The following is a 22,781-nucleotide window of genomic DNA, read 5'->3' as shown; positions in this document are numbered from 1 at the left end:
GGCGGGTTCCCTCCGATTGCAAAGCGGACCGGCGGTCCGTATCTTCTCGGGAGAGAAGCGGACCGTCGGTCCGCATCGTAGTGGACGGAGAACCGTCGTGCCCGCAACCACCACCTCCCCCGCGGATCTGTACCGCCACAGCCTGCGCCTGCTCCTGGACAAGGACATCGCCTCCTGGGTCGGACTCTGGTCCGAACAAGGCGTCATGGAGTTCCCCTTCGCCCCGCCGGGCCGGCCACGGCGGCTGGAGGGGCGGGAGGCCGTCGCCGCATACATGCGCGACTATCCCGACCACATCGACCTGCACGACTTCCCCGACCTGCGGATCCACGAGACCACCGACCCGCGGACCATCGTGGCCGAGATGCGCGGAGTGGGCCGGCTGGTCGCGACCGGGAGCCCCTTCGACATGACCTACATCGCGGTAGTGACCGTCCGGGACGGGCGGTTCACCTCCTACCGCGACTACTGGAACCCCCTCGGCATCCAGGAAGCCGGGGCGGACTTCACCACGTACCTCATGGAGAGCAGCGCCCGATGACCGCCACCACCCCCACCGGCCGCGTCGCCCCCACCGGCACCACCCTGGTCGTCGGCGCCATCGGCACCACCGGCAGCCGCACCACCGCACAGCTGATCGCCGCCGGCCGCAGCGTCAGGGCGGGGAGCCGCCGGGCCACCGCGGTCCCCGGCGCGGAGCCGGTCCGCTTCGACTGGTACGACCCCGCCGGCTTCGACGACGCCCTCGCCGGATCCGACCGCGTGTACCTCGTCCCGCCCGTCGGTGACCCGGATCCGGCCGCGGTCATGCTGCCCTTCCTCGACCGGGCCCGTGCCGCCGGCGTACGCCGCGCCGTACTGCTGAGCTCCTCGGCGATCCCCGAGGGCGGCCCCGCGGTGGGAGAGGTGCACCGGGCCCTCCCCGGCCTGTTCGGGGAATGGGCCGTCCTGCGCCCCTCCTGGTTCATGCAGAACTTCACCGGTACGCACACCCATGCCGACGGCATCCGCACCGAGGGCGCCTTCCTGACCGCGGCCGGGGCGGGCCGCGTCGGGTTCGTCGATGCCGACGACATCGCCGCCGTCGCCGTACGGGCCCTCACCGACGACCTCGCGCCCAACACCGACCTGGTCCTCACCGGGCCGGAGGCACTCAGCCACGACGACATCGCCGCAGTCCTCACCGAGGTCTCCGGCCGCCCGGTGGTCCACCACCACCTGACCTACGAAGCCATGCGCGAGCGCCTGGCCGCGGTCATCCCGCCCGCGTTCGCCACGATGCTGGCCGGGATGGACCGGGCCATCGCGGAAGGGTCCGAGGACCGCACCACCGACACCGTCCTGCGCCTCACCGGCCGCCCGCCGCACGGCTTCCGGGCGGTTGCCGAACGGGAACTGTCCGGCGCGGCCGGGCCGGGAACGGTCTAGCCGGCCCCGGCCCCGGCCCCGGCCCCGGCCCCGCCCGGCGCGGTGTGTTCGAGGATCGCGGGGACGATCGTCGGCCAGTCCGCCCGCTCGACCCCGTGGCCGGCATCCTCCAGTACCAGGAGCCGCCCGCCGGGAATCCGGTCCGCGAGTGCCTCGCCGTGCCGGAGCGGGAACATCGGATCGGCGCTCCCGTGGATCACGAGCGTGGGCACGGCGATCGAGGACACGGGAGCCCGGGTGCGCCCGCCGTCCTGAAGCACGTCGTGATTGCCGGCGGCGGCGAAATCGTGCGCACGCCCGACGTCCCGCCGGACAAGGCTGCGGACGGCGGCCTCGTCGAACGGGCGCCGGCCCCCGGTGAGCATCCGCGCGTAGCGGACCTGGTCGTCGATCACCGACTCGGCATCCGGCCGGCCGACGCGCGCGGTCGCAACGAACCGCGTGAACTCCTCGGTCGGCGCGGGCAGGTCGGGGTCCCCGCCCACGGCGAAGGACGTGCTGATGAGGACGAGCGACCGGACGCGACCGGGGTGTCCGAGCGCGAGCAGCTGCGCGAGCGCCCCTCCGGCGGAGACGCCCACGACGTGCGCCGCCGCGATCCCATGGGCGTCGAGCACCCGGGCGGCGTCGGCGACCAGGTCCGCCGTGGTGTATCCGGGGCGGCCCGGCGCGCAGGTGGTGGACCGGCCGGTGTCACGGTGGTCGTAGCGGACCACGAAGCGCCCGCCCTCCGCGAGCATCCGGCAGAAGCCCTCCTCCCACCAGAGCATGGAGGCTCCCATGCCCATGACGAGGAGGACGGGCGGGTCCGACCGGGCGCCGAACGACTCGGTGCACAGCTCGACGCCCTCCACCTCGACAACGCGCTCGGCCATCGTCGCTCCTGTCTCCTCCCGCACGGGTGGGCCGCGGCGGAGGGATCAGCCCTCGGCCGCCGCCGACAGCAGCACGTCCACGAGCCGGTCCGCCGCGTCCGGCCTTCCGTACGCACGGGCCCGCTGCGCCATCGCCGCCCGCCCGGCCGTGTCGGTCAGGAGCGGCCCGACCGCCTCCGCCAGGGCGCGGCCGTCGACCTCGCCGAGCAGGGCCACCGCGGCGCCCGCGTCCGCCAGGTGCCGGGCGTTGTGCGCCTGCTCGTTGCCGGCGGAGGTGGCCAGGGGCACGAACACCGCGGGCTTGCCCAGCGCGGTCAGCTCCGCGAGGGTCCCCGCCCCGGACCGGGAGATCACCACATCGGCGAGCGCCAGCACGTCCGGCAGCTCAGGCCCGACGAAGCCCGTCAGGTGGTACCGGCCGGCGAGGACCGGGTCGAGGACCGTGGCGGCGGACCGGAGGCCGTCGACGTGGGCCGGGCCGCACTGGTGGATCACGTTCGCGTGGCTCAGCAGCCACGGAAGCACCTCGCGCACGACCCCGTTGATCTGCTGCGCGCCCTGCGCCCCGCCGGTGACGTACACCGTCGGGAGGCGCCGGTCGAAGCCCGTCAGGTTCAGCGTGTGCACCGCCTTGTCGGGGTGTCCGGCCAGTACCTCGGGCCTCACCGGGTTGCCGGTCACGACGGCCCGGTCGCGGACCTCGGCCGGCAGCAGCGGCAGCGAGGACTCGGAGGACACGGCGATCCGTGTCGCAGAGCCGGCCAGCTTCCTGTTCGCGAGGCCGAGCCGGACCGTCTGCTCGTGCAGCACCAGCGGGCGCTTGCACAGCCGGGCGGCGAGGCCGGCCGGGACGGCCACGTACCCGCCCGTCGCCAGGACCACGTCCGGCCGGAAGTCGGAGACGATCGTACGGGCCTGGGCCACTCCGAGCGGCACGCGTGCCATGTCCTTCACGTTCGCCGCCGAGAGCATCTTCAGGGGGTTCGCCGACCTGCGGATCTTCCCCGTGGCGACCGTCCTGAACGCGATGCCCTCCGCCGGAGCGACGCGCGCCTCCAGGCCGTCGGCGGTTCCGATCCACAGCACGTCGAGCGAGGTGCCCTGGGCCGCGAGCCGGGGGCGCAGCGTGCGGATCGCGGTGAGGGCCGGGTAGGTGTGCCCGCCCGTCCCTCCGCCCGTCACGAGCAGCCGGAAGGAACGAGGGTTCGATGAAGTGTCCACCCGGCAACCCTACTGGCCGGTCCGTCCGGGGCCACCGGCCAGGACGCGGGCCTCGGGGGTGCCGCCCGGCGGGTGGCCGACGGCGGCCCGCCGCTCACCCGCACAGCCCAACGGGCGCAGGGTCGGGGGGACGCCTACGCTGAAACGGCAACCCCGCCGATACGTCCCGAGTCCCCAGGTCAGGGGCGGTGCGTCCGGCTCAGTTCAGCACCGAAAGGCGGTTTCGACATGGCCACCAGGTCTGACGCTCCCGTTCTGGACACGCTCGCCGCGATGACGATCGACTCCATCGAGCACTGCAACATGGACGAGAGGACACTGATCACCACCCGCATCGCCGCCCTCGTCGCGATGGACGCACCGGCCATCTCCTACCTGGCCCACATCAGCCCCGCGGTCAAGGCCGACTTCACCGTGGAGCAGCTCCAGGACGTGCTCGTCGCCATCGCGCCCGTCGTGGGCACGGCCCGCGTGATGTCGGCCGCGGGCCACATCGCCCAGGCCTTCGGCGTCGCCATAGCCATGCTCGAAAGCGAAGCCGAAGCCATGGCCAACGCCGAGGCGGAGAGCCGCCACAAGTCCTGAAACCCTGCGACCGCCGCGGACGCCGGACGGACTCCGCCGGGCGGGCTCGCCGCGCGCGACAGTCCGGATTCGCCTAGTTTGGTCCCGTCAGAGTTCCCGCATCAAGGAGTTCACCGTGGTTGACAAGGGAAAGATGGACCAGGCCAAGGGCAAGGCCAAGGAGGCCATTGGCAAGGTCACCGGTAACGACCGGATGAAGGCCGAGGGAAAGACGGACCAGGCCAAGGGCAAGGCGAAGGAAGAGATGGGCGAGGTCCAGGAGCGTGCCCGCGGCGTCCGCGACTCCTTGCAGGACAAGCGGGACAGGACCTGACCGCACACCGGTGAGTCCCCTCCGGGCTCGCGGGTGAAGCAGGATGCGGCCCCCGGCGCCTCGGCGTCGCGGGGCCGCATCCTGCTTCGGCGCAGGCGAACGACGCACTGAACGGCATGGCTCGGCACGCATTGCACGGCACGAGAGAGGTGGTCCCGATGGACAGCCAGGACCAGGACAACCCGGCGGCCGAGGTGGTGGTGGCCCTCGGCGACTGCTCCGCGCAGGACGCGAGGGCGGTCCTCGACCTGCTGGAGCGTTCCTTCCCCGTGGAGGCCGCGGCAGCCACGGGGGGCGGCGCGACCGAAGCCGGGCAGGCCGTGACCGTATGGAGCGCGACCCTCGACGCCGCACGCCCGGCGGAGCAGCAGCCGGCCTCCGTACGGCTGAAGGACGAGGTGAGCGTCACCCTCCAGGGAGGACCCCGTGCTGTGGAGCGCGTGCAGGCGGCGCTCGCCGGGCACTTCACCGTCGAGGACATGGGAGCCGTGTCGGGCGACCAGGAGAAGGAGATCGGACTGCGCATCCGCTCCTGAGCGACCCCGTGCGGCGGGCCGGACCGTTCCGTCCGGCCCGCGCTCACGGCCCCGTACCGTGTACGGGCGCGGGCACCGGGCAAACGCCGTGCATGACCGTACCCAAGACAACCGTTCTCGTCCTGGACAGTGCCGAGCCCGAGCTGCTGGCACGGTTCTACTCCGAACTGCTCGGTGCCACGAACGGACCGGCCCCGGGTGACGAGGACCTGCTCCTCGTCACCGGCCGCACGGGCGTGGTACTCGGCGTCCGCCGCGACCCAGACCACGTCCCGCCGAGCTGGCCGCTGCCGGAGGGTTCCCAACAGGCCCATCTGTGCGTCCTCGTGGAGGAGCGGTTCCTCGACGAGGCCGAGCGCGAGGCCGTGACCCTCGGGGCCCGGCCGGTGGCCGCGGAGGACGACGGCAGCCTGCCGGGCAGCCGGACCACTCTGCGCCGTTACGCCGACCCGGCCGGCCACGGGTTCGTCCTCTCCGCGGTTCCCGACAGCCGCGCCCGCACGGACTCCACGGACTGAAACTGCCGCCGCCCCGCACGGGTACCGGCGCGGGGCGAACCGCCGTCAGCCGGCGGTCACCACGACCGGACCGCCGCCCCGGTCGACACGGTCCGTCCACCCCGGCGGCAGCCGCAGCGATCGCCACGGTGGCACCCGGCCCGGGAACCGCCGCCGCCACAGCAGCCGGCCGTCCTGGGCGACCGTCACCACCGGCCCCGTCAGCGGCTCCCCGGACCGCAGCAGCAGCGGCCGCCCGGCGGTCCCCGTGAGCCGGTTCGGCGACACCCACACCAGCGGGGCCCGGACGACCAGCGGTGGACCGGGCTCCGGCCAGGGCGCACCCGAAAGCCGGGCCAGGACAGCAGCTGACGCGGCGGCGCCCTCCGCGGCCGCGGCGGCTGCGCGTTCGACGCCGTGCAGGGCGTTGCCGACCGCGAAGACCCCAGGCGCCGACGTACGGAACGACGCGTCCACGCAAGGACCGCGCGTCCCCGGGTCCAGGGCGATGCCGCCCCGGCGCGCCAGTTCGTGGTCGGGGATCCAGTCGCCGGTGAAGACCACCGTGTCGCAGGCGAGGACCCCAGAACGGCCGTCCTCGTGGCGCACGGCCACCCCCGACAGGCGTCCCCGGCCGCGCAGTTCGACCACCGTCGTGGCCCTGAGCAGCGGTACTCCCGGTACGGCGATACCGCGGGAGTGCTCGGTGACCTGGGCCACCGCCTCCGCACCGGCCCGGCGCAGCGTGCGTACCGCGTGGCGCGCCACCGGCTCGGCGCCCACCACCACCGCCCTCCGGCCCACCTCCTGTCCGTACAGGTGGACCGACTGCTGCAGCTCCCCGGTGGTCAGCACCCCCGCCGGCCGGGAGCCCGGCACCAGCCGGGCGCTGCGGGGGCGCTCCCGGGCGCCCGTGGCCAGGACGACGGCCCGGGCCGTGATCCGCTCCAGGCCCGCCGGACTCGTGGTCTCCAGCGACAGGGGGCCGGCCCAGCCGGTGGCGGTGACACCCGTACGGACCGTGGCCCCGGCCGCCACCGCCGCCTCCACGGCCAGCCGTGCGTACGCCGGCCCCGCGAGCCAGGGGCGCAGGAGCCCCCCGAACCCGCCGTGATGACAGTGGCGCGGCGCCCCGCCCGCGTCCTGCTCGCGCTCCAGCACCTCGACGCGGCCCGCACCCGCTCCCGCGAGGCGCGCGGCCAGTGTCAGCCCTGCGGGGCCGGCGCCGACGACCAGGACGTCGACCGTGCGGGCGCGTGTCACCGGCGGGCCTCCTCGAACAACGCGCGGACGGCGGCCCCGCAGTGGAAGCCCTGGCAACGGCCGCCGCGCGCGCGGGTGCGCCGCCGCAGCCCGTCGGGCGAACCGGGCGGTACGGTCGCGGCCAGCGCGTCGCGGATCTCCCCGCGGGTCACGCGCTCGCAGTGGCACACGATCCGGCCGTATTCCGGGTCCCGCGCGATCAACTCCGCGTCGCGGTAGGGCCGGGGGAACGCCTCGCCCAGGTTCGGCATCCGCACCGGCTCCAGATCCCGGGCCCCCGCCACCGGCAGACCGCCGTCGGCCAGCAGTGCCACCACATGGGCGGCGATGGCCATCGACGCCGTCAGCCCCGTCGAGCGGATCCCGCCCACGGTGACGTACCGCTGCGCCGGATGGGACCGGATCGCGTAGTCCTCGTCACCGGTGGCGGCCCGCAGACCGGCGTAGACGGCGGTGACCTCCTCGTCCAGGAGGGCCGGCAGGATCCGTCGGCCCTTCTCGCGCAGCACGGCGAGACCCGCGGCGGTCGATCCGGTGTCCGTCTTGTCGTCCAGGTCCTCGGCGGTCGGCCCGAGCATCACCTTCCCGTACACCGTCGGCGAGACGAGCACCCCCTTGCCGAGGGCTCCCGGTACCGGCAGCAGGATGTGCCGGACCAGGCCGCGGGCGAATTCGTCGAAGACGATCAGCTGGCCGCGCCGGGGCGTCACGGTGAAGTCGGCGTGGCCCAGCAGCCGATCGATCTCGTCGGCGTAGAGCCCCGCCGCATTGACCAGGTACCGGGTGCGCAGCGGCCCCCGGCTCGTGGTCAGCGTGTGCACATCACCCGAAATAGCTTTCAGTACACGGCAGTTGAGGTGCAGATCGACGCCCGAGCGGACCGCCTGCGTCGCATACGCGAGCGTGGTGGTCCAGGGGCAGATCACCGACTCGCCCGGCACGTCGAGCGCCCCCAGCACCCCGGGCCCCAGCTCCGGTTCGCGGGCCCGCACCTCTTCGGGCAGGGCGATGCGCGCCGCGCGGTAGCCGTTGCGGACCGCCTTGTCGGCGAGGCCCGCGAGCGCGGCCCGCTGTTCCTCGTCCCAGGCGACGAGGAGCGCACCGAGCGGCTCCACCGGGATGCCGCTCTCGGCGGCGTAGGCGGAGAGCAGCCGCTGTCCCTCCCGGACGAGCCGGGACTCCAGCGAGCCGGGCACGGCGTCGAAACCCGTGTGGAGAATGGCGGTGTTGGCTTTCGAGGTGCCCTCGCCCACGTCGTCGGCCGCGTCGACCAGCGCGATCCGCAGGGGGAGCCGGGCCAGTTCGCGGGCGACGGCCGAGCCCACGACGCCGGCCCCGACGACCGTCACGTCGTACTGCCCGCCGGGCAGTCCGCCGCCGACGGTGACCGTCATGCCGGTCCGTCGCCCAGCAGGGCCGACACCGCGGAGCGGAACCGAGCCCGGCGCTCCGCGGCCTGCGCCGCACCGGCACGCGGCTCGTAGACGGCGGACGGCTTCCACTCCGGGACGGCCTCGGCGACGGTGAGCGAGGGATCGAGCCCGAGCCGGGCGACGGCGCCGACGCCGAGGGCGGTGACGTCCGGCAGCGCCGACACCTCGACGGGGATCCCGAGGAGATCGGCCTGGGCCTGCATGAGGAGCGCGGAGCGGGTGAGCCCGCCGTCGACGCGCAGGGCGGCGAGCGGGGCGCCCAGGTCGGTGGCGACCGCGTCCGCGAGTTCGGCCACCTGGGCGGCGACACCGTCGCACAGGGCTCGCACCAGATGCCCGGCGGTGGTGTCGAGGCCCAGGCCGGTGACCGAGCCCCGCAGGTCGCCCCGCCACCACGGAGCGGCGAGCCCGGCGAGCGCCGGAACGAAGGTGACGCCGCCGGCGTCCGGGACGCTCCCGCCCACGGTGTCGATGTCGGCGGCGCCGGAGATCACCCCGAGATCGGTGAGCCAGCGCACGGCGGAGGCGGCCGTGTACACCTGCCCGTCCAGGCAGTAGCTGGTCCGGCCGGCGAGGCGCCAGGCCACGCAGCCGACCAGTCCCGAGGAGCTGCGCAGGGGCCGCGGGCCGGTCTGTGCGAGCAGGAACGCGCCCGTGCCGTAGGTGCACTTGGCGGTGCCGGGCTCGGTGACGCTCTGGGCGAGCAGCGCGGCCTGCTGGTCCACGAGCAGCCCCGTCAGCGGCAGTTCGGGTCCGAACGCGGTGGTGGTGCCGACGCGGGTGTCCGCGTCGACCACCTCAGGCAGCCGCTCACCCACGAGGCCGAAGGCGTCGAGTGCGGTCTCCGACCAGCGGGTGGTGTCGAGGTCGAGCAGCTGGGTGCGCCCGGCGGTCGCCGCGTCCGTGACGAACGCACCGGTGAGGCGGTGCACGAGCCAGACGTCGCTCGTCGTCACGACGCCCCGCCGGGTCAGGTGGCGGCGTATCCAGGCCATCTTGGGCGCGGCGAAGTACGGATCGAGCGGCAGGCCGGTCGTCTCCCGCAGCGACGGCGCGTGCGGGGCCAGCTCGGTGCAGAGCTGCTCGGCGCGCCGGTCCTGCCAGACGATCGCGTCGGTCAGGGGCTCGCCGCTCGCCGGATCCCAGGCGAGGACGGTCTCGCCCTGGTTGGCGAGGCCCACCGCCACCACGGGTTCGCCGGCCGCCGCCAGCGCGGCGCGTCCGGCTTCGACCACCGAGTCCAGGAGCTCGCCGGGGGCGACCTCGACCCGGCCGCCCGGCAGGTAGCGGGGGCGTACCGGAGCCGATCCGGAGCCGATGACCCCGCGAACCGGACAGACGACCAGCGCCTTGGTCCCCGAGGTGCCTTGATCGACAGCGAGCACCGGGCCCGTCATCACCACTCCGTCCCTGCCATCACCTTGACCGCACGGGCCGGACCCGACGGACCCGGCCGAACCGGCTGAACCGACCGGAGCGGCTGGACTCACCGCACTGATCGAACGCCGGTCGGAAGCCTTCACCAGTGGACGTCGCCCGTCAAGATCCTTCCGCAGCGCTCGGCACGCCACTGACGTGTAATCACATCTGCTTGTTGGCTTGATACTTGCGTTCGAACAAGAATCTGGATGCGTATGCTCCTGATCGCCTTATAGTGATCGCCGATCAACGGGCAGCGACATCGACCGTGGGTCAACGGCGGGGGTTCGCCGAACAGTTCTCGCATGGTTCACGCATCCCTGGCACCGGGCACGGCTGCAGCGCCGCAGCCGGGCACCGGATGAACCCACCTTCCATGCGATCCGAGGACTGATGATCACGACCACCGCAGCACACGCCCTCCCGGGGCGCCGTCGCCGCCCGTCGACCGGGACGAGGTGATGGCGGGCAGCGATTTCCGGCCCGTCTACCACCCGGCCGGCCACGACAACGAGCTGCGGTCCGCCGCCCAGGACCTGCGCACCGGCCGGTGGGTGTCCATGGCGCGCTTACTCGATCGCACCGACGGCTGGGGGCTGTGGACCCAGCGCACCCAGGTCCTCGCGGCCATCGCCGCCGGATCCGACGTGGTCCAGGCCTGGCGCACCGAGCAACCGCACAGCGTCGCCGCGCTCGTGATGCACACGCGCGTCACCGTCGAACGGGCCGTCCGGGCCCACCGCGCCGGACACCCGCGCACCGGCGAACTGTGGCGGGAGGCCTGGGAAACCTGCCGCGAGACCGCCGGCATCAGCCCCGCCGACCCCGTGCCCTGGGTCTGCCTGCTCGCCCTCGCCCTTCTCGACGAGCACCGCCAGATGGCCGAGCACCGGATCGCGCCACCCGGCCCGATGCTGCCGCCCGGCCCCTGGGGCATGCTCGCGGAGGCCGACAAGCGCGACCCGCACAACCGCGAGGCCTACCACCGCATGCTCCAGTTCGTGTACGCGGGCGCGCCCGGACCGCTTTCCGAGGCCGCCAACTTCGTTCACTGGGCGGCAGGTTCCGCACCCCCCGGATCCGCCCTCCACGTCCTGCCGCTCTACGTACGGGTCGAGCGCTACCGCCGCGAACGCGGCCAGGAAAGGGCGCTCGACCTGCACTGGGTCGCCGAGGACGCCGTCCGCGACGCCCTCCACGCCCTGCACACCTGGTTCCACCACGCAGACCTGCCGCACGCCTCCCCGCTCGATCTGAACCAGCTCGCCCACGCCCTGTGGGGAGCGCTCCAGTTCGACGAGGCGGCCCGGGTCTTCGGCGCCATCGGCCCGTACTGGACCACCCTGCCCTGGGCCAACCGGACCCGCGACCCGGCCGACCGTGCCCTCGCCGAGGAGGTGTTCCTGCAGGCCAGGTCCCGCAGCCTGGCCGGCCGGAACTGACCCCCGCCTCCTCCTCCCGGGGCTCCGGCCACCCGCTCCACACCACCCCCTGGCCCACCCCCCTGCCCCACAGCACCCCCCCTGTCCCACCGCACCCCCGTGCTCCACCGTCCCCGTGCTCCACAGACCCCCGGAGGTACCGCCGTGTCCCGAACCGAATGGGCAGCCCGCCCGGACCGCAAGGCCCCACCCCAGCAGGACGAGGAACAACGCCTCAGGGAACTCGGCTACCAGCCCGTCCTCGCCCGCCGGATGGGCGGCTTCGGCAACTTCGCCATCAGCTTCTCGGTCATATCCGTCCTCTCCGGCTGCATGACCCTCTACGGCTTCGGCATGGGCTCCGGCGGCCCGGCCGTCATGCTGTGGGGCTGGATCGGCGTAGGCCTCTTCGTCCTCTGCGTGGGTCTCGCCCTGGCCGAGGTGACCAGCGCCTACCCCACCTCCGGGGCGCTCTACTACATGGCCGACCGGCTCGGCGGACGCCGCTGGGGCTGGTACACGGGCTGGCTGAACCTGCTCGGCCTGCTCGGCGCCATCGCCGGAATCGACTACGGCGCCGCCCTGTTCACCGGCGCCTTCCTCAACCTCCGCTTCGGGTTCGTGCCCACCCCCGGCTCGACCTTCCTGATCTTCCTGTGCATCCTGCTGCTGCACGCCACCCTCAACCTCTTCGGGGTCCGCCTCGTCAGCGTGCTCAACTCCATCAGCGTCTGGTGGCACCTGGGCGGTGTCGCCGTGATCGTCGGCGCCCTGGCCTTCGTCCCCGACAACCACCAGTCCGCCTCGTTCGTCTTCACCGAGTTCGTCAACGACACCGGCTGGGCCAACCCGTTCTACGTGGCGGCGGTCGGCCTGCTGCTCGCCCAGTACACCTTCTCCGGCTACGACGCCTCCGCGCACCTCTCGGAAGAGACATCGAACGCCTCCGTCTCCGCCGCCAAGGGCATCGTCCGCGCCATCTGGGTCTCCTGGATCGCAGGTTTCGCCCTGCTCGCCGGCCTCACCTTCGCCATCCAGGACTACGCGGCGGTCCAGGGCAGCGCCACCGGCGTCCCGCCCGCCCAGATCTTCCTCGACGCACTGGGCTCCGGCGGCGCCACCGCCCTCCTGCTCGTCGTCATCGTCGCCCAGCTGTTCTGCGGCAACGCCGAGGTGGCCGCCGCGAGCCGGATGGTCTTCGCGTTCAGCCGTGACAACGCGCTCCCCGGCTCCGCCCTGTGGCGCAAGGTCAGCAGCCGGACCCAGACGCCGGTGCCGGCCGTCTGGCTCGCGGTCGCCGTCGCGGGCGTCCTGGCCGTCCCGTCGCTGTACTCCGCCACCGCCTACGGGGCCGTGACCGCCATCAACGTCATCGGCATCACACCGGCCTACGCCATCCCGATCTACCTGCGCCTGCGCGCCGGCAACCGCTTCGAGCCCGGCCCCTGGAACCTGGGCCGCTGGAGCAAGCCGATCGGCTGGATCGCCGTCGTCTGGGTGGCGCTCGTCACCGTCCTGTTCTGCCTGCCCCAGAAGTCCCCGGTGACGATCGACTCGATGAACTACGCGGTGATCGCCCTCGCGGTGGTCCTGGTCCTGGCCAGCGTCTGGTGGTACGTCGCCCGCAGCTCCTACGGCACCCCGTCGGCCTACGGGAACGCCCGGGAGCAGGCGGAGATCGCCGAGGACATCGTCTGACCCCGCCGTGCGCGCACCCGCCTTCGCGGCGGGTGCGCACCCCGGCCGGCCGCGCCTTCATGTCCGTACGGACCGAAGCCGCGGCCGCAGCCGTCTCCGGGGAGTCGTCAGGCGTGCGGCCCGCGCGTGCCCTTGGATGGGGCGGTACGCGGACGGACCGACCACCAGCCCCCGGAGACCGGTATGAGGAAGATCAAGGCACAGCTGTTCATCTCGCTCGACGGTGTCGTCGAGGCGCCCGACCAGTGGCACTTCCCCTACTTCAACGAGGAGATGGGGGCGGCCGTCGACGCGACCCTCGGCAGGGCCGACACCCTGCTGCTCGGCCGCAGGACCTACGACAGCTTCGCGGGCGCCTGGCCGGACCGGGAAGCGGCCGGCGGCGAGGACGCCCCGTTCGCCAAGGTGCTCGGTGACGCCCGCAAGATCGTCGTTTCGTCCGGCCCGCTCGACTTCACCTGGCGCAACTGCGAACAGCTCGCCGGCGACCTCACCACGGCGGTCACCGCCCTGAAGAACGAGCCGGACACGGACACACCCGTCTGGATCAGCGGCTCGGTGTCCGTCGTACGCCAGTTGACGGCCGCCGGGCTCCTGGACGAGCTGAACCTGCTGCTGCACCCGATCGCCGTCCGCAGCGGCCTGCGGCTCTTCGAGGAGGGCGAGCCGTCGATCCCGCTGGAACTGGTGTCCGCCGAGACCTTCCGGACCGGCGTGCTGAACCTCTTCTACGCCGTGGCCGCCGCACCCGGCGAGGGCACGTACGAGGACGCCAGGACCCACCTGCCCCAGCACTAGGACGTCGGGATTCGGCTGCTCGGGGTGGGTTCGGGGCCGGTGCGGCGCGGTTGGTCCTGACGGTCGCCCCGCGAGGCCAGGCTCGGGGGAGGAGGTCCCCGTGCGGCTCGGTGGAGGCAGCGCATGCCCGGTGTTCGGTCCGGCCGGGGGAGAGCCGGCCGCGTCTTCCTGGTCGCGGCGTCGGCAGGCTGCCTGGTCGGGCTGGTCGGCGGCGGATTCCGGTGGTGCCTGGAGCACGCCGACGAGTGGCGCGCCTCGGTTCTGGAGGCGGCTGCCGGGCTGGGCGCGGCGGGCCGGCTGATTCCCGTCGTCCTCACCGCGGGGGGCGCCACCGTGGCGTGCCTGATCGCCCAGCGGGTCCCGCACGCCGCGGGCAGCGGGATCCAGCACGTGGAAGCCGTGTGGCGGCAGGAGTCCGAGGCGCGCACCGCCCGGCTGTTGCCGACGAAGTTCGTGGGCGGCGTCATCGCGATCGGTTCGGGCCTGGTCCTGGGCAGGGAAGGACCGATCGTCCACATGGGCGCCGCAATCGGATCCGCGGCGGGCCGGAGCGCACGGCTGGATGCCGAGGACACCCGCATGCTGCACACCGCGCTCGGCGGTGCGGGCCTCGCGGTGGCGTTCACGGCCCCACTGGGCGGGCTGCTGTTCGTCTGCGAGGAACTGACCGGCACGGTCCGGCCGCGGCTGGTGCTCCTGACGCTCCTCGGCACCGTCACGGCGGTGGCCGGCTCCCAGCTGATCGTGGGTGACGGGCTCGTCCTTCCGCTGCCGGCGGTCCCCGCCCCACCGCTGTGGATGCTGCCGGTCTTCCTGCTGGCCGGGATGACGGCCGGGGCGCTGGGCGCCGCGTACAGCGCTCTGGTCGTACGGACACTGGAGGTGTGCGACCGGCTGACCCGGGTGCCCCTTCCCGTCCGTGCGGGGGCCATCGGGGCCGGGGTCGGCGCGCTGATGGGCTTCGATCCGCTCTTCACGGGCGGTGGCGACGAGTTGAGCGAGCGCCTGCTGAGCGGTGAAAGCCTGACGGTGGCGGCGCTGCTGCTCTGCCTCGCCGTCCGCTTCGTGGCCGGGCCGCTGAGCTATGCGGCCGCGACGCCCGGCGGACTGTTCGCTCCGCTGCTGGCGCTGGGCGCCCTGTGGGGGACGCTCACCCACGCGCTCGCCTCCCCGTTGCTGCCGGCGGGATCGGCCGGGCCGGCGGCGTTCGCGGTGGTGGGGATGGCCGCCGTGTTCACGGGCGTCGTACGGGCACCGCTGACGGCCGTCGTCCTGGTCACGGAGATGACCGGCGCCGGCGCGCTCCTGCTGCCCCTGCTGACCGCGTGCTTCGCCGCGACCGTGACCGCCGACCGGCTGGGCAGCGAACCCCTCTACGACACCCTGCGCCGCCGGATGCTGGAACGCGCCTGACGTGTGCCCGACGTGCGCCGGGCGTACCGGACGGCCTGGACGCTCACCTGGCGGCCCCGGGCCCCGCAACGGGGGGACGCGGGCCCGGCCATAGGGTGGCGGAACCCGATCGAGGAGGACCAACGTGGCGAGCATCGTGATCGCGCAGACGACCGTGGACGACGAGGCGAAGGCGTACGACATCGCGCGCGGCGCGGTGGAGGCCCGGCTGGCGGCCGGTGTGCACGTGGACGCGCGGATGACGGTCTTCTACTGGTGGAAGGACACCGTGCAGCACGAGCGGGAGTACCGGCTCTCCTTCAAGACCACCGCGGAGAAGGTTGCCGAGCTCGAGGCGTGGATCCACGAGCGGCACCCGTACGAGGTGCCGCAGTGGATCGTGCTCCCGGTCACCGCCTCCACCCAGGAGTACCTGGCGTGGGCGGCGAAGGAGACCAGGACCGAGTAGCGGACCGGAGCCGGCACAAAAAGCCCGGGCTCCGGCGGCCCGCCCGCGTTATGGTGACCCGCATGAACGTCACCGGCCCCAGCACCACCGCGACCGCGCGAGCGACCAGCTCGCCGGTTGCCGCCGCCTGACCTTCTTTCCCCTCTCCCCGGCGACCGGACAACGGTCCGTCGGCAGTGCCGCGGCGCATCCCGCCCCGGTCGGAGACCGGACGGTCCCGTTCTCCGGTGCCTCTCCCGCTTTCATGCTAAGGAGTCACCCCATGCGTACCGAGCAGCTGGTCAGCACGTTCGTCGAGTACTTTGAGGAGCGCGGGCACCACCGCATCGTCGGCTCGACCCTGCTGCCCCCGCCCGAAGACCCCGTGCTCTTCACCACCTCCGGCATGCACCCGCTCACGCCGTACCTGGAGGGCCGCCCCCACCCGCTGGGCAGGCGACTGGTCAACGTCCAGCGCTGCCTGCGCACGACGGACCTGGAGGAGGTCGGCGACGCCACCCACCTGACGGTCTTCGAGATGCTCGGCACCTGGTCACTGGGCGACTACGACGGCCCGGCCAGCCTCGACTGGGGATACGGCCTCCTCACCGAGGGCCTGGGCATCGATCCGGGCCGGCTGTACGCCACCGTCCACGCCGGCGACGACCGGACCGGACCGGACACCGCCTCCCTCGAGGTGTGGCAGGACCGCGGCGTCCCCGTCGAACTCACCCGGGAGGACAACTGGTGGTCCAACGGCCCTGTAGGACCGTGCGGCCCCGACTCGGAGATCTTCCTGTGGAGCGGCGACGGCCCGCCCCGGTCCACGCCCACCCGCGACGACCGCTGGGTCGAGGTGTGGAACCACGTGACGATGAGCCACCGCCGGCTCGACGACGGCTCGCTGGTCCCCCTGCCGCAGCGCAACGTGGACACCGGCCTCGGCCTGGAGCGGCTCGCCACCCTGCTCCAGGGCAAGTCGTCCGTGTTCGAGTGCGACGTCTTCGACCCCTGGCGCAGTCTCGTACCGTCCCGATGGCCCCTGGACGAGCGGTCGCTGCGCGTCGTCTGCGACCACCTGCGCTCGGCCGTCGTGGTACTCGGCGACGGGGTGCGCCCGGCCAACACCGGCCGGGGCTACGTGCTGCGACGCCTGGTACGACGCGTGCTCACCCTGCTGTGGCGGGACGACCCGTCGCGGAGCCTGGAGGACCTGCCGGACGTGCTGGTCCGGCACACGCTGGACCGCTTCCGGCAGGACATCCGGCCGGGCGACGTACGGCCGGTCCTGATCGAGGAGGAGCACCGGTTCCGCCGGCTCCTGGAGCGCGGCCGCCAGGTGCTCGCCCGCCCCCGGTTCCGGGGCCCGCTGACCGAGGAGGACTTCCACTACCTCCACGACACCCACGGCCTGCCGCGCGAGCTGGTCACGGGCCTGCTGCACGAGTGAAGACGACGCGGGGCGACGCCGAGCTCGGACCGCCGGGCCGGTCGGGCCTGTGGGGCCGGACGGTCTGGGCCCCACCTGCGGGCATCGCGCAGGTGGGCGCCCCTGCCCGGACCGGACTCCGGCTAACCGGCGCTGATGGCCGCCACGTGCGTGGAGCCGTCCCGCCGGGCGGTGATGCGGACCTGTCCGGCGGGGAAGGGGTCCCTCCCGTTCGGGCCGGGTATCTGCGCGAACGGACTCCAGGAGCCGTCCGGCCTCCTGACGTTGTGCCAGATCCGCCCGTCGAGCCCGACCGCCACGATCTGGGCGGAGCCGTCGGGCGTCCCCGCGATGCCGATGGCGCTGGCGCCCATGGTGGGCGTGGTGACGCCCCGCGGCGGCCGGAATCCGGTCCAGGAACCGTCCGCCCGCCGCAGCTGGTGGTAGACGATCCCGTCGAGCCCGATCGCGAGGACCTGGGAGGACCCGTCGGGCATCCCGGTGATCGCCAGGGCCGGTCCGCAGAACGTGGGGGCCCCGCCGTAGCCCGCCAGGCGTCCCCACGCGGTCCACACACCGTCCCGCCCGCGAACGCAGTGGTACATGGCACCGTCCGTGCCGTAACTGAGCAGCTGCGCCGACCCGTCGGGCATGGCGGTGATCGACACCTTCGTCGCACCCCAGAGGCTCTTCGCCGTGAAGCCGGCCAGGGCCCGGAACCCGGGCAGCCCACCGTCGGCGCGCCGCTGCTGGTGGAAGGTGGTGCCGTCCATGGCCGTCACCACGATCTGGCAGGTGCCGTCGGGGAAGGCCGCGATGTCCGCCTCCCGGACGGTGAACCCGGCCGCTCCGTCCGGCCCCGCGACGCGCTGCCAGGGCTGGAGCGTGGCCGAGCCCCGTACGGCGGTCAGCCACAGCCCGTTGTCCGGCGCGATGCCGAGGACCACGACCGAGCCGTCCGCCATCGCGGCCGCGGCGCACTGGATCCCCTTGAACGAGCCGCTGCCGGAGGCCGCCGGAAGCGGACGCATGCTGCTCCACGACCCGTCGGAACGCCGCTCGGTGTGGAAGAGCACCCGCTGCTCCACGTCGTACGGGGGCAGTTGCGCGGAGTAGAACCACACCGGGTTGGTGATGGCCACCAGTTGGTCCAGCGTGGTGGAGGCGGGCTTGGGCCGGCGCACCTCGGCCCGGGCGAACAGCGAGGCCTTGCCCCAGCCGCGCCAGCGCAGCTGCCCCCGGCCACTTCCGTCGATACAGGTGGCGGCCATGATGCCCCACTCGGTGTACAGGGTGGCGATGCTGTCCGGGGCGCCCGTCACGTTGAGGGTCACGTCGACGGCGTCGAAGAACGACAGGGGCAGTTCCTCACCGGGGCCGGCCACCGATCCGCCGGTGCGGGCGGTGAAGTCCAGCGTCACGGCGGAGGATTCGACGGCGTACGAACGGCCCATGCGCAGTGCGTCCAGTACGGCGGGGGTCGACAGACTGCTGGCGTGCACCACGTTGTGGGGCCGGCCCACGGCGTCCGAGGGGCTGTGCGCATCGCTGTTGCCGACGGCGGCGACCCGCTTGCCGAGGCAGAGCATGACGTGCCAGGCGGCGATGTTGGCCGCGTCGTCCAGGGTCCAGGGTCCGTTCCACACCTCCAGCGCGTCGACGCGGTCGAGGCCGAACTCCCAGAAGGACCCCGCCGCCGGAGTGAGAGGGTGAGCGGCGATCGTGAGTCCGCCCAGGCTGTGCACGCGCCGGGCATGACTCTCGAACACCCCCGGGTTCGCGGGCCCGTAGCGCCAGTCCACCCACTCGCCCTGCGGCAGGCCGACCGCCAGCCAGTGACCGTGGCGAGTGGTGACCTCCTCGGCGTTGATGACCAGCAGGTCGGTCGGGATGTTGCCGCGCCAGGTCACGCCGGTGGAGCTGGTGTTGTGGTCGGAGGTGGCGATGAAGTGCAGCCCCTCCTGGCGGGCGGCCGCCACGATCTCCTCCACCGTGCGCTGCCCGTCGGAATGGACGCTGTGCAGGTGCAGGTCGCCCCGGTACCAGCCGGGGCCCCGCCCGGCCACCGAGGCCGGCAGGATGTCGTACGGGGTTCCGGGCAGCGTCTCCCCGTGGTGCAGGGTGACGTCGACCTGCCAGGCCATGCCGCCGGGGCTGCCGACCATCGGCCCCAGGATGACCGACCAGCCGCCGGGCTCCACGGGCCCGGGCACGTAGCCGGGGGTGGCGTCGGCGGGGGAGAGGGTGAAGCCGGTCCGTGCGCCGCCCGACCAGCCGCGGAAGCCGGACGGGCCGAAGATCCCCAGGTCCAGGATGCCGGCGGCGGCGTCGTGGGTGGTGGCGACGGAGATCCGCCGGACTCCCGCCGGCACGTCGAAGGCGACGTATGCCCACTGGTCGTTGCCCTGGGGGGAGTGGCCCCGGTAGGTGGTGGTCACCGTGTCGGTGCCCTGGCCCCTCGTCGCGGAGTGCGCGATCGGTGCGGGAACGAGCGCGGCCGCTCCGCCCGCGGCCAGCAGGGCCCCTAATCGGAGCAGGGACCGGCGCTCGACGTGCGGGCCGGCGTCGGGCGCATCGCTCGGGAGGTGTTCACTCGGCACAGCCGTGTTCTCCGTTCACGTGGGGCGCAGGAAGGCGTGCAGGTGCGGGTGCGTACATGCGGGGGTGCGGGCCGGTGCGGGTGCGCGCATGCGGGGCGAATGCCGATGCGCGCGGAACCGGGTGCGAACGGCTCCGCAGGAGGGTGGGGGAGTCGGAGCGAGCGGCGGTCCCGCCGCCGAAGGACGGGAGCGCCGCTCGCCTGGGCCGTCTCTTTCGGATCGTGCCGGCCGAGCCCGCGTTGTCCGGTGCCGGGCAGCGCGGGCCTGGGGGCACCTCCCCGCGGTACCTGGGGGAGCAGGATCCGAAAGAGACGACCTAGCGGCGTGAGCGCTGGGCCTCGACGATCTGTCGCACGGAGCCGTCGACGTCCGACCGGGCCTGGACTCGCTCGGCGAACCCGGGGAACTGCCCGGCGATGGCGCTCAGCAGCCGCAGCTCCAGGGGCGCGACGTTGACCTCGCACAGGTCGCGCCGGACGGCTCGTACGACGCCGTCGGCGACCTGGCCGGGGGTGACGGTCCTGATGCCGTTCGGCGTGGTGGCACCGGTGGCCGCGAACATGCCGGCGTCGCGGACGAATCCGGGCTGGACCAGGGACACCCCCACGCCGGTGCCCCTGAGTTCCTGGCGCAGGGCGAGCGCGAATCCGCGCAGCCCGAACTTCGTCGCGTTGTACAGGGAGGTCGACTTGGTAGCGGCCTTGCCGGAAATGGAACCGACCAGCACGATGTGGCCGCGGCCGCGGCCCACCATGTGCTCCGCGAGCAGCCGGGAGAGCATGAGGGGCGCGCGGAGGTTGACGTCGAGGGCGCGGTCGAGCTGGTCCTCGGTGTAGTCCAGCAGGTCGCCGCTGGCGGGCAGGGCGGCGTTCGCGACGAGGATGTCCGCCTCCGCGCAGCTTTCGGCGAGGTGTACGACATCGGAACGTACGGCCAGATCGGCGACCACGGTGCGGGCGCCGCAGGCGTCGGCGGTGGCCTTGAGGGCTTCCTCGCGCCGCCCGGTGACCGTCAGGCGGGCCCCTTGGGCGGTCAGGCGCGCTGCCAGGGCGGCGCCGATGCCCCCGGTGGCGCCGGTCAGTAGAACGTTCGATCCGGATATGTCCACGACCACTCCCGTGCGGCTGACGAAGTCCCTCTACTGTTCGTTCGAACGAACAGTATGGATGAGTCCGCTGCTTGTCCACAGCGCGGCAGCCCCCGACCCCGCGGCCCCTCCGGGAAGGCCGAGCCGCCCGATGGGGCAGAATTGCGCCATGCCCCCTGCTTCCGACACCCGCCAGAGCATCATCGACGCCGTGCTGCGGATCATCGGTCAGGACGGCATCGCCGCCGTCACCAATCGGCGGATCGCCAAGGAGGCCGGGGTCTCACTCGGTTCCGTCACCTACCACTTCGCGACGCAGCACGAGCTGCTGCGCGAGAGCCTGCTGCACTTCGTGGCCGAGGAGACCCGCCACTTCACGGCGCTCGCCGACGCATGCTCCGACGAGCAGTTCGACATCGGCCAGGCGGCCGAGGTGGTGGCACAGGTCGCGGGCGGCAACGCCTTCGACAGCCGCCACATCGCGCCGTTCGAGCTGTACGTCCAGGCCGGCCGCGACGAACGGCTGCGCGCCGCCGCGGCCGAGTGCTTCGCCGCCTACGACCTGCTGGCCACCCGGATCCTGACCCAACTCGGCGTCCCGGACCCCGAGCGCCTGGCCGGCGTGGCCGTCGCCCTGGTCTTCGGGCAGCAGCTGCGCCGCCTGGCGACCGGCGCCCCGGCCGAGGACCTCGTCGACACCCTGCTGATCCTCACGAAGTTCACCCCGACGCAGAGTCCGTAGACCTGCCGGTCGCGCCGGTGAGCGTCATGCAGGGTGCCTGCCGCGGCCGCGGCGACCTCAGTACGCGTAACCCAGGTGCGCGAGGGCCTGCTTCAGCAACACCGCGTGGCCGCCCGGCATCTCGCCCTGCACGGCCGCCGAGAGCGCTTCCTGCGGGCTGAACCAGACCAGGTCCAGGGCGTCCTGCCGAGGACGGCAGTCACCCGCGACCGGCACGATGTAGGCGAGCGACACCGCGTGCTGGCGAGGGTCGTGATAGGGGGTGATGCCCACCGTGGGGAAGTACTCGGCGACCGTGAAGGGCTGGAGGGCGGCGGGGATGCGGGGGAGGGCCACCGGGCCCAGATCCTTTTCCAAGTGGCGGAGCAGCGCGTCACGGATCCGCTCGTGGTGCATGACACGGCCGGACACCAGCGCCCGGTTGATCGTCCCGTCCGCTCCGATCCGCAGGAGCAGCCCGATGCTTGTGACTTCGCCGGTGTCGTCCACGCGTACGGGGACTGCCTCGACGTACAGGATCGGCATCCGGGCCCGGGCCGTGTTCAGCTCGTCGCTGCTCAGCCAGCCGGGCGTGGTTTCGGTCGTGTCAGACATTCCTTGATCCTACGTTCCCTCGTGGGCCCCGGCCCAGATCACACGTCCACGAGCTTTGGCGCGGAACCCCGTTGCCAGGGAGGGCGGGGGCACGGGAAGGGTGCGACGGTCGGTCCCGGGCGCGTGCCGGGCGCGTGCAGGGCTGACGTACCGTTCGGGCATGAGCATGCCCCCGCCCCCGCAGTCCCCCGGCCCGTACGGGCCCCCGCAGCCCCCGAACCCGTACGGTGCGCAGCCCGCGTACCAGCAGCCGTACCCCGGTCAAGGAGCCTGGGGGCAGCCGCCGATGGGCACGCCGCAGCGCAAGAGCCGGACGGGCATGGTGATCGGGATCGTCGCGGGGTCGCTGGTGGCGCTCGGCGCATTCGCCGCGTTCGCGGCCTCGTTGGGCGGATCCGGCTTCCCCGAGGCCAGGTACCGGCTGACCGTTCCCGAGACGCTGGTGGGCGGCGAGTACAAGCTGGTCCAGGACCTTTCGGCCACAGAGGGCAAGGAAGCCCTGAGCGGCAGCTACGACTCGAAGATCCGCGATCCGAAGCCGGCGGTCGGCCAGTACACCTCCGCATCGTCGAACGGGGCGAGCGCCCTGGTCATCTCGGGAATGTACGGCCGGTTCAAGGACCCCGCGGGCGCCCGCAGGAAGATGCTCGACGGTGCCACGGACCCCCAGGGCGCGTCCCTGGCGGTCCCTGCACGGGACATCACGCCCCCCGGATCCGACGTCACCGTGTCCTGCCAGGTGGTGACCGTGCGGCAGGGCGGGGCCGAGAGTTCCCTGCCGATGTGCGCCTGGGCCGACGAGAACACGGGCGCCTCGGTCGGCTTCGTCACCCCGGAGTCCTCGCAGCAGAAGCCCGGATCCATCGACCTCGCCGCGTTCGCGGGGACGACCCTCAAAGTGCGCGCCGAATCCAGGCAGCCGATCGGCTGACGGCGACGGAACGCGATACCCGGCTCTCGCGCCCACGGACCGACCACGACGCTCGGCGGGCTCCCGGCCTG

22 protein-coding genes are annotated in these 22,781 nt (G+C 73.2%); 14 read left to right on the top strand and 8 right to left on the bottom strand.

All coding sequences use genetic code 11. The features are described from left to right. Positions 1–97 precede the first annotated feature (97 nt). Both OG753_RS05445 and OG753_RS05440 read left to right on the top strand, forming a co-directional pair. Complete coding sequence (locus OG753_RS05445; protein WP_327260647.1) at positions 98–541, top strand: nuclear transport factor 2 family protein; 444 nt, start codon at positions 98–100, stop codon at positions 539–541. Continuing rightward, entirely contained in the window at positions 538–1,428 is an 891-nt protein-coding gene (locus OG753_RS05440; RefSeq protein WP_405787373.1) for an NAD(P)H-binding protein, read from the top strand. The genes OG753_RS05445 and OG753_RS05440 overlap by 4 nt, the downstream gene beginning before the upstream one ends. Here the strand turns inward: OG753_RS05440 and OG753_RS05435 are convergent. Both OG753_RS05435 and OG753_RS05430 read right to left on the bottom strand, forming a co-directional pair. Further along, complete coding sequence (locus OG753_RS05435; RefSeq protein ID WP_405787371.1) at positions 1,425–2,303, bottom strand: alpha/beta fold hydrolase; 879 nt, start codon at positions 2,301–2,303, stop codon at positions 1,425–1,427. The genes OG753_RS05440 and OG753_RS05435 overlap by 4 nt on opposite strands. A 45-nt stretch (positions 2,304–2,348) precedes the next feature. Beyond that, on the bottom strand, positions 2,349–3,524 hold the full coding sequence (locus OG753_RS05430; RefSeq protein WP_327260644.1) for a UDP-N-acetylglucosamine--N-acetylmuramyl-(pentapeptide) pyrophosphoryl-undecaprenol N-acetylglucosamine transferase: 1,176 nt from the start codon (positions 3,522–3,524) through the stop codon (positions 2,349–2,351). A gap of 228 nt (positions 3,525–3,752) precedes the next feature. Between OG753_RS05430 and OG753_RS05425 the strand changes: the two genes are divergently transcribed. From OG753_RS05425 to OG753_RS05410, 4 genes are all read left to right on the top strand, one after another. Beyond that, entirely contained in the window at positions 3,753–4,109 is a 357-nt protein-coding gene (locus OG753_RS05425; RefSeq protein ID WP_327260643.1) for a carboxymuconolactone decarboxylase, read from the top strand. A 115-nt stretch (positions 4,110–4,224) separates the two neighbouring features. Then, positions 4,225–4,422: a CsbD family protein gene (locus tag OG753_RS05420; protein ID WP_327260642.1), complete on the top strand. Its 198-nt coding sequence runs from the start codon at positions 4,225–4,227 to the stop codon at positions 4,420–4,422. Between the two features lie 158 nt (positions 4,423–4,580). Continuing rightward, positions 4,581–4,958, top strand: coding sequence for a hypothetical protein (locus OG753_RS05415; RefSeq protein WP_405787369.1), 378 nt, complete (start codon positions 4,581–4,583; stop codon positions 4,956–4,958). Positions 4,959–5,050: 92 nt separating this feature from the next. After that, a complete protein-coding gene (locus OG753_RS05410) occupies positions 5,051–5,476 on the top strand; it encodes a VOC family protein (protein WP_405787367.1) in 426 nt (141 codons plus the stop codon). A 45-nt stretch (positions 5,477–5,521) separates the two neighbouring features. On the opposite strand, the gene OG753_RS05405 is transcribed toward OG753_RS05410, so the two are convergent. Genes OG753_RS05405 through OG753_RS05395 form a run of 3 tightly spaced genes read right to left on the bottom strand, consistent with a single transcriptional unit; the run spans position 5,522 to position 9,548 of the window. Next, on the bottom strand, positions 5,522–6,718 hold the full coding sequence (locus tag OG753_RS05405; protein ID WP_405787366.1) for an NAD(P)/FAD-dependent oxidoreductase: 1,197 nt from the start codon (positions 6,716–6,718) through the stop codon (positions 5,522–5,524). After that, positions 6,715–8,112 (bottom strand): FAD-dependent oxidoreductase, encoded by a 1,398-nt coding sequence (locus OG753_RS05400; RefSeq protein ID WP_405787365.1) that lies wholly within the window; start codon positions 8,110–8,112, stop codon positions 6,715–6,717. The genes OG753_RS05405 and OG753_RS05400 overlap by 4 nt, the downstream gene beginning before the upstream one ends. Beyond that, on the bottom strand, positions 8,109–9,548 hold the full coding sequence (locus OG753_RS05395; RefSeq protein WP_405787364.1) for an FGGY family carbohydrate kinase: 1,440 nt from the start codon (positions 9,546–9,548) through the stop codon (positions 8,109–8,111). The genes OG753_RS05400 and OG753_RS05395 overlap by 4 nt, the downstream gene beginning before the upstream one ends. A gap of 483 nt (positions 9,549–10,031) precedes the next feature. Between OG753_RS05395 and OG753_RS05390 the strand changes: the two genes are divergently transcribed. The 6 genes from OG753_RS05390 to OG753_RS05365 all read left to right on the top strand — a co-directional run bounded on the left by OG753_RS05390 (position 10,032) and on the right by OG753_RS05365 (position 16,777). Further along, a complete protein-coding gene (locus OG753_RS05390) occupies positions 10,032–11,012 on the top strand; it encodes a hypothetical protein (RefSeq protein ID WP_327260636.1) in 981 nt (326 codons plus the stop codon). Positions 11,013–11,264: 252 nt separating this feature from the next. Next, positions 11,265–12,689, top strand: a complete 1,425-nt coding sequence (locus tag OG753_RS05385) for an amino acid permease (protein ID WP_405792550.1) — start codon at positions 11,265–11,267, stop codon at positions 12,687–12,689. A 183-nt stretch (positions 12,690–12,872) separates the two neighbouring features. After that, positions 12,873–13,487: a dihydrofolate reductase family protein gene (locus OG753_RS05380; protein ID WP_327260634.1), complete on the top strand. Its 615-nt coding sequence runs from the start codon at positions 12,873–12,875 to the stop codon at positions 13,485–13,487. 123 nt (positions 13,488–13,610) lie between these two features. Further along, on the top strand, positions 13,611–14,900 hold the full coding sequence (locus OG753_RS05375; protein WP_405787362.1) for a ClC family H(+)/Cl(-) exchange transporter: 1,290 nt from the start codon (positions 13,611–13,613) through the stop codon (positions 14,898–14,900). 124 nt (positions 14,901–15,024) lie between these two features. After that, complete coding sequence (gene cutA / locus OG753_RS05370; protein WP_401684597.1) at positions 15,025–15,348, top strand: divalent-cation tolerance protein CutA; 324 nt, start codon at positions 15,025–15,027, stop codon at positions 15,346–15,348. A 262-nt stretch (positions 15,349–15,610) separates the two neighbouring features. After that, positions 15,611–16,777 (top strand): alanine--tRNA ligase-related protein, encoded by a 1,167-nt coding sequence (locus OG753_RS05365; protein WP_327260631.1) that lies wholly within the window; start codon positions 15,611–15,613, stop codon positions 16,775–16,777. Positions 16,778–16,899: 122 nt separating this feature from the next. Here OG753_RS05365 and OG753_RS05360 read toward each other — a convergent pair whose 3' ends face one another. Beyond that, positions 16,900–19,356 carry a CehA/McbA family metallohydrolase gene (locus OG753_RS05360; protein WP_327260630.1) on the bottom strand — a complete coding sequence of 819 codons (2,457 nt, stop codon included), beginning with the start codon at positions 19,354–19,356 and terminating at the stop codon, positions 16,900–16,902. Positions 19,357–19,672: 316 nt separating this feature from the next. After that, entirely contained in the window at positions 19,673–20,464 is a 792-nt protein-coding gene (locus OG753_RS05355) for an SDR family oxidoreductase (protein ID WP_327260629.1), read from the bottom strand. 148 nt (positions 20,465–20,612) lie between these two features. On the opposite strand from OG753_RS05355, the gene OG753_RS05350 reads away from it, so the two are divergent. Then, positions 20,613–21,185: a TetR family transcriptional regulator gene (locus OG753_RS05350; RefSeq protein WP_327260628.1), complete on the top strand. Its 573-nt coding sequence runs from the start codon at positions 20,613–20,615 to the stop codon at positions 21,183–21,185. 57 nt (positions 21,186–21,242) lie between these two features. Here OG753_RS05350 and OG753_RS05345 read toward each other — a convergent pair whose 3' ends face one another. Then, positions 21,243–21,779: an NUDIX hydrolase family protein gene (locus OG753_RS05345; RefSeq protein WP_327260627.1), complete on the bottom strand. Its 537-nt coding sequence runs from the start codon at positions 21,777–21,779 to the stop codon at positions 21,243–21,245. A gap of 160 nt (positions 21,780–21,939) precedes the next feature. Here OG753_RS05345 and OG753_RS05340 point away from each other — a divergent pair, with 160 nt between their 5' ends. Further along, on the top strand, positions 21,940–22,710 hold the full coding sequence (locus tag OG753_RS05340; RefSeq protein ID WP_405787359.1) for a hypothetical protein: 771 nt from the start codon (positions 21,940–21,942) through the stop codon (positions 22,708–22,710). Positions 22,711–22,781: the final 71 nt, after the last annotated feature.

This window comes from Streptomyces sp. NBC_00029, from assembly GCF_045160505.1.
In the GTDB taxonomy this organism is placed as follows: domain Bacteria; phylum Actinomycetota; class Actinomycetes; order Streptomycetales; family Streptomycetaceae; genus Streptomyces.
Note: the sequence above shows the minus strand (reverse complement) of the source record. Positions and strands in the feature narration are given on the sequence as shown.